The 13,693-nt window shown below is 66.9% G+C and carries 10 protein-coding genes; 4 read left to right on the top strand and 6 right to left on the bottom strand.

The window, feature by feature from the left end; genetic code table 11:
• The first annotated feature begins 31 nt into the window (after positions 1 to 31).
• The 4 genes from B0F77_RS30515 to B0F77_RS30500 all read left to right on the top strand — a co-directional run bounded on the left by B0F77_RS30515 (position 32) and on the right by B0F77_RS30500 (position 1,700).
• Positions 32 to 343, top strand: a complete 312-nt coding sequence (locus tag B0F77_RS30515) for a TFIIB-type zinc ribbon-containing protein (RefSeq protein WP_425435744.1) — start codon at positions 32 to 34, stop codon at positions 341 to 343.
• 82 nt (positions 344 to 425) lie between these two features.
• On the top strand, positions 426 to 872 hold the full coding sequence (locus B0F77_RS30510) for a hypothetical protein (RefSeq protein ID WP_086666446.1): 447 nt from the start codon (positions 426 to 428) through the stop codon (positions 870 to 872).
• Positions 869 to 1,306, top strand: a complete 438-nt coding sequence (locus tag B0F77_RS30505) for a hypothetical protein (RefSeq protein ID WP_086666445.1) — start codon at positions 869 to 871, stop codon at positions 1,304 to 1,306. Before B0F77_RS30510 ends, B0F77_RS30505 begins: the two co-directional genes overlap by 4 nt.
• A 112-nt stretch (positions 1,307 to 1,418) precedes the next feature.
• Positions 1,419 to 1,700 carry a DUF4287 domain-containing protein gene (locus tag B0F77_RS30500; protein WP_086666444.1) on the top strand — a complete coding sequence of 94 codons (282 nt, stop codon included), beginning with the start codon at positions 1,419 to 1,421 and terminating at the stop codon, positions 1,698 to 1,700.
• Between the two features lie 187 nt (positions 1,701 to 1,887).
• Here the strand turns inward: B0F77_RS30500 and B0F77_RS30495 are convergent, their stop codons facing one another.
• From B0F77_RS30495 to B0F77_RS30470, 6 genes are all read right to left on the bottom strand, one after another.
• Positions 1,888 to 5,784: a DNA-directed RNA polymerase subunit beta' gene (locus B0F77_RS30495; RefSeq protein ID WP_086666443.1), complete on the bottom strand. Its 3,897-nt coding sequence runs from the start codon at positions 5,782 to 5,784 to the stop codon at positions 1,888 to 1,890.
• Between the two features lie 102 nt (positions 5,785 to 5,886).
• Positions 5,887 to 9,372: a DNA-directed RNA polymerase subunit beta gene (gene rpoB / locus B0F77_RS30490; protein ID WP_086666442.1), complete on the bottom strand. Its 3,486-nt coding sequence runs from the start codon at positions 9,370 to 9,372 to the stop codon at positions 5,887 to 5,889.
• 574 nt (positions 9,373 to 9,946) lie between these two features.
• Positions 9,947 to 10,804 (bottom strand): hypothetical protein, encoded by an 858-nt coding sequence (locus B0F77_RS30485; RefSeq protein ID WP_143466973.1) that lies wholly within the window; start codon positions 10,802 to 10,804, stop codon positions 9,947 to 9,949.
• Between the two features lie 20 nt (positions 10,805 to 10,824).
• Complete coding sequence (locus B0F77_RS30480; RefSeq protein ID WP_086666440.1) at positions 10,825 to 11,325, bottom strand: hypothetical protein; 501 nt, start codon at positions 11,323 to 11,325, stop codon at positions 10,825 to 10,827.
• Complete coding sequence (locus B0F77_RS30475) at positions 11,325 to 12,557, bottom strand: MCE family protein (RefSeq protein ID WP_086666439.1); 1,233 nt, start codon at positions 12,555 to 12,557, stop codon at positions 11,325 to 11,327. Before B0F77_RS30475 ends, B0F77_RS30480 begins: the two co-directional genes overlap by 1 nt.
• Positions 12,554 to 13,666, bottom strand: coding sequence for an MCE family protein (locus B0F77_RS30470; RefSeq protein ID WP_086666458.1), 1,113 nt, complete (start codon positions 13,664 to 13,666; stop codon positions 12,554 to 12,556). Before B0F77_RS30470 ends, B0F77_RS30475 begins: the two co-directional genes overlap by 4 nt.
• Positions 13,667 to 13,693 lie beyond the last annotated feature (27 nt).

Raw genomic sequence — 13,693 nt, 5'->3', positions numbered from 1 at the left:
TGTCCGGTCCCACCGCAGGAGGCTCACCACGATGCAGTGTCCCAAGTGTCATGCGAACATGCGCACGTTTGACCGCATGGGCGTCCACATCGAGCAGTGCGACGGCTGCCGCGGGGTCTTCCTCGACTACGGCGAGCTCGAGTCCATCACGCGCCTCGAAGCCCAGAGGCAGGCCGCCCCCGGTCGCGCCGCCGCCCGCCGCCTACCCGCAGCCGGCCCAGCCCGCCTGGGGCGCCGCACCACAGCAGATCCACCACCACCACGGCGGCCACGCGGGCTACGGCTACGGCCACCGCAAGCACCGCGGCCTCGGCGGTCTCTTCTTCTCCTCGTGACTTCGTAGGCGGCCCCGGATCCCTGCTCCGGGGCCGTTGACGACTACCGAAAAAGTAGTGGATACTTGGTAGTCAACGGGAGGAGTAGCCATGTCTGTCGCGACCGAGGCCGCCCACATCCGGGACCTCTTCGAGACGATCGAAGAGCTCGAGTCCGTAGCGTCATCTCTGGCGGAAGACGACGACCGCCGCCGCAAACTCGATGGCGTAGTGGCAAAGACCCTCCGCCAGGCCCCACCGGTCCGCCCCGTGGTGGCAGGCGAGCTCCTCGACCTGACCGAGAAGACCGTGAAGGCCTGGGCCCGCGAGGGCGTGCTGGCCATCCACAGCCAAGAACCGCGCATGCTCCTGGACACCGTGCGCCTCCACGAGGTCCTCCACCTCGTCTCGGACCTCCGCCGCGCCGGCAAGACCCGCGGCCTGATCGACGAAGTCCACCGCCGCCTCAGCGACCAGTCCCTGCTGGACCGCCCAGACCTCGCCTCCTCACTGGCCGAGATGCGCAGCGGCAAGGGACGCGTGGTCCGCACAGCTTGATCCAGGTAGTAGAAACCCACACCGCCCACGCCCAGGCCAACGGCCTGCGCGGCCGTGCCCGCCTGGCCTACGAGCGCTTCCTGGACGAACTGGCCCACTCGGGCTGCACCGCCCTGGGCTACCGCGTAACAGGCCCAGAACCCCTCCCGCGCCTCTGCGTGAAACACCTCCGCGGCCCAGACCGCGTAGTGGTCGCCTTCCCCTCCCCCGAAGTCGTGTGGGTGCTCCTGGTGGGCCCACACGACGACGACCCGGGCCTGGACCTCTACGAAGCGCTCTACGAAATGGCCGGCGTCCGCCCCCGCCTCTCCGAAAAGCGCACCAAGCCACGCTGCTGCACCGACGAGCCCGGCATCCCACCCCTGGTAGACGAGCACCTGGTGGACGACCTGGTGATCCGCGCCCGAGCCCTGGCCCGAGCCCGCCGCCGCTGACACAACCCTCCTGACCTGCAGTCGAGTCCCTCACGAGGCTTCACCGACAATTTTTCTTGTCAAGACAGGGATAGTTGTCTTACGCTCGTTCCAACGACGAACGGAGACCACGATGTCCTTCCAGGCCTACCTCGACGGCGCGGAGAAGAAGACCGGCAAGACCCCGGCCGACCTGCTGGCGGCAGCCGCAGAACACGGCTACGACGCGACCACCAAGGCGGGCGTGTTCCTGGAGTGGCTGAAGACCGACTACGACCTGGGCCGAGGCCACGGCATGGCGCTCTACCACGTGCTGAAGAACGGCGCGCAAATCAGCGAGAAGCACGTAGGCACCAAGGGCAGCCACCGAGACGAGTCAACAACGCTACGACTGGACGGCATCGCAAACCGCTAGCCCCAGCATCAAGCGAAGACGCAGCCGAGCAGTCCTCCCCCGCCCTGAACAAGCGAGCCCGCAACCATCTACGCAACGCGCAGCCGCCAAAAGCAACAGGCCACCACCCCCGACAAGATCAGCAAACACAAAACGGCCCCCGGAGCCGAAGCTCCAGGGGCCGTTCAGCACTTCAACCAGACGACAACTAGCGGTAGTCCCGCCCGAAGTCGTAGTCATCCAGCGGCACCGCTGCACCAGTCCCAGTCCCGAAGACGTCGGGCGTGTAGTACCCGTCGTCGTAAGAGGGGATCGCGTAAGCCGCAGCCCGCGCCTCCTCGGTCGGCTGGACCTGGATGTTGCGGTAGCGGTTGATGCCCGTACCAGCCGGGATCAACTTACCGATGATCACGTTCTCCTTCAGACCGATGAGCTTGTCCGAACGCCCGTTGATGGCGGCGTCGGTCAGCACACGAGTGGTCTCCTGGAACGACGCGGCGGACAGCCACGAGTCGGTCGCCAGCGAGGCCTTCGTGATACCCATCAGCACCGGACGACCGGCAGCCGGCTCGCCACCCTCGGCGACGACGGCGCGGTTGCCCGACTCGAAGTCCGCGCGCTCGACGAGCGAGCCCGGCAGAAACTCCGTGGCACCCGAGTCGATGATCGTGACCCGGCGGAGCATCTGCCGGACGATGACCTCGATGTGCTTGTCGTGGATCGCCACACCCTGGGCGCGGTACACCTTCTGCACTTCCTGCACCAGGTGCAGCTGGGCCTCGCGCGGGCCCATGACGCGCAGGACCTCGTGCGGGTCCGGAGTACCTTCCAGCAGCTGCTGGCCGACGGCCACGTGGTCGCCGTCCTGCAGCGGGCCGGTGGCCGTGTTGGCGAGACGCTGACGCTTGGACAGCTTCTCGAACACGATCTCCTCGGAGCCGTCGTCCGGGATCAGCGTGATCTTCCAGAAGCGGTCGCCGTCCTCGATGCGCACGCGGCCATCGACGTCGGCGATCGGCGCCTTGCCCTTCGGGACACGGGCCTCGAAGAGCTCCTGGACACGGGGCAGACCGGTCGTGATGTCGTCACCGGCCACACCACCCTGGTGGAACGTACGCATCGTCAGCTGCGTGCCGGGCTCACCGATCGACTGGGCGGCGACGATGCCGACGGCCTCGCCGACGTCGACCAGCTGGCCGGTCGCCATCGAACGGCCGTAGCAGGACGCGCACACACCGACCGCGGACTCACAGGTCAGCACGGAGCGGACCTTGACGCGGACGATGCCGGCCTCGACCAGGCGCTCGAGCGCCGGGTCACCGAGGTCGTCACCGCGGTTGAGCACCAGGTTGCCGGAGGCGTCCAGGATGTCGTCCGAGCAGGTGCGGGCGTAGACCGAGGTCTGCGAGAACTCGTGCAGGACGACCTTGTCGCCCAGCTGCTCGCCGACGGTCATCTGCACACCACGGGTGGTGCCGCAGTCGACCTCGCGGATGATGACGTCCTGCGAGACGTCCACCAGACGACGGGTCAGGTAACCCGAGTCGGCGGTGCGCAGCGCGGTGTCGGCCAGACCCTTGCGGGCACCGTGCGTCGCGATGAAGTACTCCAGCACCGACAAGCCCTCGCGGAACGAGTTCTTGATCGGGCGCGGGATGTACTCACCCTTCGGGTTGGTGACGAGACCACGCATACCCGCGAGTGAACGGACCTGCGTCATGTTGCCGGCAGCGCCGGACTGCACGATGACGCGGATCGAGTTGTCCTCGGGGAAGTTGTCTTCCATGATCTCGTGGACCTGCTCGGTGGCCTTGGTCCACACCTTGACCAGCTCGGAGTTGCGCTCCTCGTGGGAGAGCTGACCGCGCTGGTAGCGCTTCTCGACGGCGTCCGCGAGGCGCTCGTGCTCCTCGAGGATGTCCTGCTTCGCCGCGGGCACGAGGACGTCCGAGATCGCGACGGTCACACCGGAACGGGTGGCCCAGTGGAAACCGGCGTCCTTCAGCTTGTCCAGCGTCCTGGCGACGGTGACCATCGGGTACCGCTCGGCGAGGTCGTTGATGATCACGGCCTGCCGCTTCTTGGGCATGACCTCGTTGATGAAGGCGTAGTCCTGCGGCAGGATCTCGTTGAACAGCACGCGACCCAGCGTGGTCTCCGCGAGCCACGGCTGACCGGGCTCCCAGCCTTCGGGCTCCTGGCCCTTGGGCGGGTTCTTGTCGGTGACGCGGATCTTCACCATCGACTGCAGGCCCAGGACCTTGCGGTCGAACGCCATCAGCGCCTCGGCGGGCGACGAGTACGAGTGCCCCTCGCCCAGGTCGCCGACCTTGTGCCGGGTCAGGTGGTACAGGCCCGTCACCATGTCCAGACGCGGCATGGCCAGCGGCTTGCCGGACGCCGGCGACAGGATGTTGTTCGCCGACAGCATCAGGACGCGGGCCTCGGCCTGCGCCTCGGCGGACAGCGGCAGGTGGACTGCCATCTGGTCACCGTCGAAGTCGGCGTTGAACGCTTCACAGACCAGCGGGTGCAGCTGGATGGCCTTGCCCTCGACCAGCTGGGGCTCGAAGGCCTGGATGCCGAGGCGGTGCAGCGTAGGTGCACGGTTGAGCAGCACCGGGTGCTCGGTGATGACCTCTTCCAGCACGTCCCACACGGCCGGGCGCGCACGCTCGACCATCCGCTTGGCGGACTTGATGTTCTGCGCGTGGTTGAGGTCCACGAGCCGCTTCATCACGAACGGCTTGAAGAGCTCCAGCGCCATCTGCTTGGGCAGACCGCACTGGTGCAGCTTGAGCTGCGGGCCGACCACGATGACCGAACGGCCGGAGTAGTCGACGCGCTTGCCGAGCAGGTTCTGACGGAACCGGCCCTGCTTGCCCTTCAGCAGGTCGGACAGCGACTTCAGCGGGCGGTTACCAGGACCGGTGACCGGGCGGCCGCGGCGGCCGTTGTCGAACAGCGCGTCGACGGCCTCCTGCAGCATCCGCTTCTCGTTGTTGACGATGATCTCGGGCGCGCCGAGGTCGATCAGTCGCTTCAACCGGTTGTTGCGGTTGATGACGCGGCGGTACAGGTCGTTCAGGTCGGACGTGGCGAAGCGGCCACCGTCGAGCTGCACCATCGGGCGCAGGTCCGGCGGGATGACCGGGACGCAGTCCAGGACCATGCCCTGCGGGTTGTTGCGGGTCGCCTGGAAGGCGGCAACGACCTTGAGGCGCTTGAGCGCACGGAGCTTCTTCTGGCCCTTACCGCTGCGGATCGTCTCGCGCAGGATGTCGGCCTCGGCGTCGACGTCGTAGTCACCCAGCAGCTTCTGGATGGCCTCCGCGCCCATGGCACCGGTGAAGTAGTCGCCGTAGCGGTCGTACAGCTCGCGGTAGAGCAGCTCGTCCGCGATCAGCTGAGCGCGCTCGAGCTTGGTGAAGGTGGACCAGATCTCGTCGAGGCGGTCCAGCTCGCGCTGGGCGCGGTCACGGAGCTGGCGCATCTCACGCTCGCCGCCCTCCTTGACCTTGCGGCGCACGTCGGACTTGGCACCCTCGGCCTCGAGCTCGGCCAGGTCGGCCTCGAGCTTCTGGGCGCGGGCCTCCACGTCGGCGTCACGGCGGTTCTCGACGCGCTTGCGCTCGACCTGCATCTCGCTCTCGAGCGTCGGCAGGTCGTTGTGGCGCAGCTCGGCGTTCACGCCCACGATGACGTAGGCGGCGAAGTAGATGATCTTCTCGAGGTCCTTGGGGGCCAGGTCGAGCAGGTAGCCCAACCGGCTGGGGACGCCCTTGAAGTACCAGATGTGCGTGACCGGAGCGGCGAGCTCGATGTGGCCCATGCGCTCACGACGCACCTTCGCGCGGGTCACCTCGACGCCGCAGCGCTCACAGATGATGCCCTTGAAGCGCACGCGCTTGTACTTGCCGCAGTAGCACTCCCAGTCCCTGGTGGGACCGAAGATCTTCTCGCAGAACAAGCCGTCCTTCTCAGGCTTGAGCGTGCGGTAGTTGATGGTCTCGGGCTTCTTGACCTCGCCAAAAGACCACTGGCGGATGTCGTCCGCGGTCGCGAGACCGATACGGAGCTCATCGAAGAAGTTGACGTCGAGCACGTCTACTCTCTTCCCCTTTTTAGATCGGTGGCAAAGGAGCTGGTCGGAGGGCCGGAGGAGGGCGACGCGGGAGGCATTGCCCTCCCCCGACCGGCGAGGTGACTAGTTGACGACGTCGTCCACGGAGGGCGACTCGGACCTCGACAGGTTGATGCCGAGGTTCGCGGCCGCGCGCTCCAGGTCCTCGTCGTCGCCGTCGCGCATCTCGATCGCGGCACCGTCCGAAGACAGGACCTCGACGTTGAGGCAGAGCGACTGCAGCTCCTTGAGCAGCACCTTGAAGGACTCCGGGATACCGGGTTCCGGGATGTTCTCGCCCTTGACGATGGCCTCGTAGACCTTCACGCGGCCGAGCACGTCGTCGGACTTGATCGTGAGCAGTTCCTGCAGGGTGTATGCGGCGCCGTACGCCTGCATCGCCCAGCACTCCATCTCACCGAAGCGCTGACCACCGAACTGCGCCTTACCACCCAGCGGCTGCTGCGTGATCATCGAGTACGGGCCGGTCGAACGCGCGTGGATCTTGTCGTCCACCAGGTGCAGCAGCTTCAGGATGTACATGTAGCCGACCGAAACCGGGAACGGGTACGGCTCACCAGAGCGACCGTCGAAGAGCTGCGCCTTGCCGTTCTCCTTGACCATCCGCTCACCGTCGCGGTTCGGGATGGTGGAGCCCAGCAGGCCCGTGATCTCTTCTTCCTTCGCACCGTCGAACACCGGGGTGGCGGTCTTGGTGCCGGGCTCGACCTCGTACAGCTCCTCGGACAGGTTCTTCGCCCAGTCCGGGTCGCCGTTGATGCTCCAGCCCTGCTTGGCGATCCACCCGAGGTGGGTCTCCAGCACCTGACCGATGTTCATACGACGCGGAACACCGTGGGTGTTCAGGATGATGTCGACCGGCGTGCCGTCCTCGAGGAACGGCATGTCCTCCGCGGGGAGGATCTTGCCGATGACGCCCTTGTTGCCGTGGCGGCCGGCGAGCTTGTCGCCGTCCTGGATCTTGCGCTTCTGGGCCACGTAGACGCGGACGAGCTCGTTCACGCCCGGAGGCAGCTCGTCGTCGTCCTCACGCGAGAAGACGCGGATGCCGATGACCTTGCCGTACTCACCGTGCGGCACCTTCAGCGACGTGTCGCGAACCTCGCGCGCCTTCTCACCGAAGATCGCGCGGAGCAGGCGCTCCTCGGGGGTCAGCTCGGTCTCGCCCTTGGGCGTGACCTTGCCGACGAGGATGTCGCCGGGCTGGACCTCGGCACCGATGCGGATGATGCCGCGCTCGTCCAGGTCGGCCAGGACCTCTTCGGAGACGTTCGGGATGTCCCGGGTGATCTCCTCGGCGCCGAGCTTCGTGTCGCGGGCGTCGATCTCGTGCTCCTCGATGTGGATCGAGGTGAGAACGTCGTCCTGCACGAGGCGCTGCGACAGGATGATCGCGTCCTCGTAGTTGTGGCCTTCCCACGGCATGATCGCCACGAGCAGGTTCTTGCCGAGCGCCATCTCGGCGTTCTCGGTGCAAGGACCGTCGGCCAGAACCTGACCCGCCTCGATCCGGTCGCCCTCGTTCACGATGGGCTTCTGGTTGATGCAGGTGCCCTGGTTCGAGCGGCGGAACTTGTGCAGCGCGTAGGTGTTGCGCGCACCGTCGTCGGCCATGACGGTGATGTAGTCGGCGGAGACCTCCTCGACCACACCCGTCTTCTTCGCGACGACGACGTCACCGGCGTCGACCGCGGCACGCAGCTCCATGCCGGTGCCGACCAGCGGCGACTCGGAACGCAGCAGCGGCACGGCCTGACGCTGCATGTTCGCACCCATCAGGGCGCGGTTCGCGTCGTCGTGCTCGAGGAACGGGATCATGGCGGTCGCGGCCGACACCATCTGGCGCGGCGAGACGTCCATGTAGTCGACGTCCATCGGGTCGATGAACTCGACCTCGCCGCCCTTCTTGCGGACCAGGACGCGGTCGTCGGTGAAGTTGCCCTCTTCGTCGGTCGGCGAGTTCGCCTGCGCCTTGACGAAGCGGTCTTCCTCGTCCGCGGTCAGGTAGTCGATCTGGTCGGTGACCCGGCCGTCGGTGACCTTGCGGTACGGCGTCTCGATGAAGCCGAACGGGTTGACCCGCGCGTACGACGAGAGCGAACCGATCAGGCCGATGTTCGGGCCTTCCGGCGTCTCGATCGGGCACATGCGGCCGTAGTGCGACGGGTGGACGTCGCGGACCTCCATGCCGGCCCGCTCACGGGACAGACCACCGGGACCCAGCGCCGACAGGCGGCGCTTGTGGGTCAGACCCGCGAGCGGGTTGGTCTGGTCCATGAACTGCGACAGCTGCGAGGTGCCGAAGAACTCCTTGATCGCCGCCACGACGGGACGGATGTTGATCAGGGTCTGCGGCGTGATCGCCTCGACGTCCTGCGTGGTCATGCGCTCGCGGACGACGCGCTCCATGCGGGACAGACCGACGCGGATCTGGTTCTGGATCAGCTCGCCGACCGTGCGGAGACGACGGTTGCCGAAGTGGTCGATGTCGTCGACCTCGACCGGCACGTCGCCGCCCGCGGCAGCGTCCATGACCGTCTCACCGGCGTGCAGACGGACGAGGTACTCGATCGTCGTGACGATGTCGTCCTCGGTCAGGACACCGGTGTTGATCTCGGTGTCCAGGCCCAGCTTCTTGTTGACCTTGTAGCGGCCAACCTTCGCCAGGTCGTAGCGCTTGTCCTTGAAGAACAGGTTCTCCAGCAGCGCCTGCGCCGACTCCTTCGTGGGCGGCTCGCCCGGACGGAGCTTGCGGTAGATGTCGAGCAACGCCTCGTCGGTACCCGCGGTGTGGTCCTTCTCGAGCGTGGTCAGCAACGTCTCGCTGAACGCGAACCGCTCGCGGATCTGCTCCGTGCTCCAGCCCAGAGCCTTCAACAGCACCGTCACCGGCTGGCGACGCTTGCGGTCGATGCGGACACCAACGGTGTCGCGCTTGTCGACGTCGAACTCCAGCCAGGCACCCCGGGACGGGATGATCTTGACGCTGAAGACGTCCTTGTCCGTCGTCTTGTCGACCGCGGTGTCGTAGTAGACACCAGGCGAACGCACGAGCTGCGAAACCACCACGCGCTCGGTGCCGTTGATGATGAACGTGCCCTTGTTCGTCATCATCGGGAAGTCACCCATGAACACCGTCTGGCTCTTGATCTCGCCAGTGGTGTGGTTGGTGAACTCCGCCGTGACGAACAGCGGTGCCGCGTACGTCATGTCCTTGTCCTTGCACTCTTCGGTCGAGGCCTTGACCTCGTCGAAGCGCGGGTCGGAGAAGGACAGTGACATGGAGCCGGAGAAGTCCTCGATCGGCGAGATCTCGTTGAGGACCTCTTCGAGGCCACCCGTCGGGGTCTCATCACCGGCGTCGACGCGGCGCTGGAACCACGCCTCATCGCCGGTCAACCATTCGAAGGACTGAATCTGCAGGTCAAGCAGGTTGGGCGTCGACAGCGGCTCGTGAATCTTCGCGAACGAGACCCGCTTCGGCGCTCCGGGGATCCCCGACGTGGAGTTGGTCGCAGCAGTGGCCTTGGTCGCGCGAGAGATCGCCAAGATGCGTCCTTCCAGGGACAAATAGCTGGCTAGAGCGAACTAGCACGGCTGTCAAGGGTGCGGCGCTGCTCGACTAATCCACGCTCTCGGCGAAGGGCAAGCGGAAAATGGGCAGCGCAAAGGGGCAGTCTAGCCACGCGCACGGCGACTGTCGAGAGGCACCTGGAAGGACCCTCCTCTTGCTCACCGACAGAGTGACCCTGCATGAGCGTGCAGTCAAGATGTCGGCGACCGATCCACCCTCTGGATGGAGCGCTCTTCACCGTCAGTCACCCATTTGACCTGCGTAAACACGCGTGCGGCCGATTTGGTGGGAAGTTGGCGGCTTCAAGCGGACTTACAGAGCGCCACGAGATTCGGTGTGACCGAGATCACGCGTGTCGGGGCTGGCGGAGGGCGTCTCGGCGGTGCTTTCGGGGCACTTCGAGGACCTCACGGCGGAGTTGATCTTAGGGCACGAAGATCGGGTTCCCGCCACCGGCCCGGGCCAAACGACTGAGCCGCAGCCACCTCCGCCGAGTGCACGCGGGGAGCTTTCGTTCGCCGGGAGCGAGCGGGAGGCCCCCGCGTGCGGTCAGCAGCCCTGCAGCTGGCGGTTCTGCTCCGCCGTCGCCCCGAACATCTCCATGTTGTCGATCTTCCAGCGGCCACCGTCGTCGACCGCGCTCACGCGGAGCATGGCGGTGCCGCCGCCGGACTGGTTGTCCGTGGTGCGGGTGGTGACCTGGTCGGCGAAGACCAGGACGGTGGCGTGGCCGTCTTTCAGGGACGACACGGCGGACGACACCACACGAACGGTCACGACCAGCTTCTGCTGGGGTGCCACTTCCTTGACCGGCCCGAACACGGCGTTGTACTGGCACAGGGCCTTGCCGGTGAGCAGCTCCTTGGCCGCCTTCTCGGTGGACTCGACGTCGGCGAAGTTGTACGAGAACGACTTCTCCACGGCCTCGCGGACCTGGCCGTTCACCGCCGAGGTGGTCGCTGAGTCGACCAGGGCCGCGTCGTAGGACACGGCGCGCGACCTGACCAGGAAGAACGTGCCCAGGCCGCCCAGCAGCACGGCGACCAGCAGCAACGCCGTCGGCAGCAGCCAGGCCTGCTTCGAGGCGGGGGCGGGCTTGGCCTTCTCAGCGGCCGGCTGCTTGGTGCCCGACTGCTTCGTACCGGACGGCTTGGTGTCTGACTGCTTCGTGGCCGACTGCTTGGCGGCCGGCTGCTTGGCGGCCGACTCCTTCGTGGTGGGCGGCGTCCACTCGTCCGGCGTCGGCGCCTTGAGCTCGTCCTGCTCCTCCACCTGCTCCGGAACGACCGGCGCGACGTCCTCCACCTCCGGCGCGCCGGGCTCGGCGGCGCGGCGGTGCAGGCCGGCGACCTTGGGACGGCCTCCGGCGGGTGTCGTGGGGATGGGGCGGCGGCGGGATGGGGGCACGGACACTCGTTCCAATCAGCTCAGACGCCAGCCCGCAGCGGGCCCAGCTGGCTCAGCTTCCAGCCGTCCTCGGTGCGGGTGAGCTTGGTCAGGTACCGGTTGATCTTGGTGACCTTCTGGCCGGTCTCCGGGGTCACGGTGCTCTCGACGACGGCGATCATCGACGCGGTGCCGGCGCGGTCGTCCAGCTCGGTGATCGCCGAGTCCAGGACCTTCGACGACGTCACGGACTTGGCGTCGACCAGCTGCTTCTTGCGCGAGTCCTTGTCCTTGTCGATCTCGGCGCGCAGGTCCCCGGTCGACGAGTTGAGCCAGCGCTGCAGGTCCTCGTCGACCTTCTTGTAGTCGAGCGTCAGGAAGTTCGTGATGCCGACCTGACCGGACCGCAGGGCGTCGTCGCGAGTGGCGGCGAACGACGACTCCGAGGAGTGCGACGCCGAGTACCAGGCCACGCCGAAGTACGCGGCGTACCCGAACGTCAGGACGGCCAGCACCGCGGCGACCACCGTGAAGATCCGCACTACTTCTTCTCCTCCGAAGGCAGACCGAGCAGCTGGCCCAGCGACGTCAGCAACGGCAGCTCGGCGGCTGCCTGCTGCCCGGTCGGCTCCTGGCCCGGCTGCGTCGTCGCGTTGCCGACCGGCGTCGTCGGCGTTCCACCGTACGGCGCATTCTGTGAGCCTCGCACCGAGGTCGCCGATCCGCGCGCGAGAGCGCAGTACGCCTGCGTGTTGAGCGGCGCAGCAGAGGTGTCAGAACCTGGTCGCACGGTCGTGCCCTCATAACCGACCGTGCACGGCATCGGGTCGAACACGTTCAGCGCGAGTCCGAAGTGCGCGGAACCGTCACCCGGCGCCACGCTGAAACCGCCACCGACGGCGATGGGGTACGTCACCGCGATCTGTTCCAAACCATCGCGCCTGGTCACGAGGATGTTCGAGGTCGTCAGCAGGTTCGCGAAGACCACCCCGAGGTTCGGCCCGCTCTCCTTCAGCAACGCCGACACCTGCTCGGACGCCGGCGGCACCGCGACGATCAACCGCCGCAGGTCGCCGTCGGACGCCTTCAGCTGTTCCGCGAGCAACCGCAGGTCACCGCTGAACGACCGAATGGCACCGCCCTGCGCGGCCTGCGTCGCCAGCACGATGCGGCCGTCCTTCAACAGCTGCGTCGTCTGCGGCAGGTGCTCCTGGGCGGCCTGGGTGAACGCCGCGGTGTTGTCGATCAACACCTGCAGGTCGCCACCGGTGCCGCTGAACGCGGTGTGCAGCTCGTCGACGACGGTCTTCAGGGAGTCGGTCGGCACCGACGACGCGAACGCGTCCAGGTTCGACAGCAGGCCGTCGACCGGCGGCGGCGTCTTGGTCGCCGAGCGCGGGATGACCGACCCGGCCTCCAGGTACGGCGCCCCGTCGCTCTTCGGCCGCAGGTCCACGTACTGCTCGCCCACCGCCGACCGGTTGGCCACCACGGCCTCGGTCGACGCGGGCACGCGCGGCGCGTCCGCGTCCAGCTCCAGGTCCACCTCGACGCCGTCGGAGGTCAGCCGCAGCTGCCCGACCCGGCCGATCGTGACACCGCGGTACGTGACCTCGGCGTTGGAGAAGATGCCGCCCGAGTCGGCGAGCTGCATCGTCACGACCGTCGACGACGACTTGAACAGACCGACGTAATTGGCACTCACGTACGAAATGCCCAGCAACGCGACCAGCACGAACGCGCCGATCTTGACCTTCGTTCCCCGCGTGATCACTTGCGGCCACCTCCCAGCAGCCCGCCGAGCAGGTCACCCAGCCCGGACCCGGTGCCCTGCCCGAGGTTCGGCAGCGGGATGTTCGGCATCGGCAACGGCGTGCCCTGGGTCGGCAGCAACGAGTCCAGCGGGGACTGCCGCGACCGCCCGAGGTTGTCGAGAATCGTGCCGAGGTTCAGGTCCAGGTCGATGAACGCGTTGGTGTAGTCGCCCTTGATGCCGTCGACCGCCTCGTCCGGGAACGGGTAGGTCAGCAGCAGCTCCAGCGACTTCGGCAGGTTCTGCCCCGACTCCGCGAGCTTGGTCAGCGTCGGCTGCAACGCCTTCAGGTCCGCCACGATGTCGTCCCGGCTCTTGTTCACGGTGTCGGTCGCGACGTCGGACAGGGCGTTCAGCGACTTCAGCAACGTCACCAGCTGCGTGCGCTGTTCCGCGAGCACCTTCAGGCCGGGCTCCAGGTCCGTGAGCGCGACCGCGATCTTCTCGCGCTGCTGGGCCAACGTTCCCGCGAGCCGGTTGATCGAGTCGAGCGCGCGGACGATCTCCGCCTTGTGCTTGTCGAGCTCCCCGACGAACGTGTTCAGGTTGCCCAGCAGCGAGCGGATCTCCTGCTCGTTGCCCTCCATCGCGGCGTTGAGCTCCTTGGTGATGTTCTGCAGCTGCGCGACACCACCACCGTTGAGCAACATCGACAACGCCCCGAAGACCTCTTCGACCTCGGGGTTGCGGTTCGTCTTCGCCAACGGGATCACCGCGTTGTCCGCGAGCTTTCCAGCGGCGTCCTTCGGCTTGCCCAGCTCGACGAACTTCTCGCCCAGCAGCGCGGACTGCCGCAGGTTCGCGAACGCGTTGGCCGGCAGCTGCACGTCACCGTTGACCAGCATGGTGACCTCGGCGGTCCACCCGTCGGAGCCGAGGTCGATCTTCTCGACCCGGCCGACCGGCACGTCGTTGACCTTCACGCCCGCCTGCGGCACCAGGTCCAGCACGTCCTTGAACTGCGCCTTGACCCGGTACGGGTGATCACCGACGTCGGCGCCACCCGGCAGCGGCATGTTGTAGACGCCGTCGAACCCACCGGACCCGCAACCCGAGACCAGCAAACCCATCGACAAAACGCCGATCAGAAGCTTCTT

The sequence above is a fragment of the Lentzea kentuckyensis genome (genome assembly GCF_002150765.1).
In the GTDB taxonomy this organism is placed as follows: domain Bacteria; phylum Actinomycetota; class Actinomycetes; order Mycobacteriales; family Pseudonocardiaceae; genus Lentzea; species Lentzea kentuckyensis.
Note: the sequence above shows the minus strand (reverse complement) of the source record. Positions and strands in the feature narration are given on the sequence as shown.

Coding starts and splice junctions, on each gene's coding strand:
- B0F77_RS30500 (WP_086666444.1), top strand. CDS start 1,419: ATGTCCTTCCAGGCCTACCTCGACGGCGCGGAGAAGAAGACCGGCAAG.
- B0F77_RS30470 (WP_086666458.1), bottom strand. CDS start 13,666: ATGGGTTTGCTGGTCTCGGGTTGCGGGTCCGGTGGGTTCGACGGCGTC.
- B0F77_RS30510 (WP_086666446.1), top strand. CDS start 426: ATGTCTGTCGCGACCGAGGCCGCCCACATCCGGGACCTCTTCGAGACG.
- B0F77_RS30515 (WP_425435744.1), top strand. CDS start 32: ATGCAGTGTCCCAAGTGTCATGCGAACATGCGCACGTTTGACCGCATG.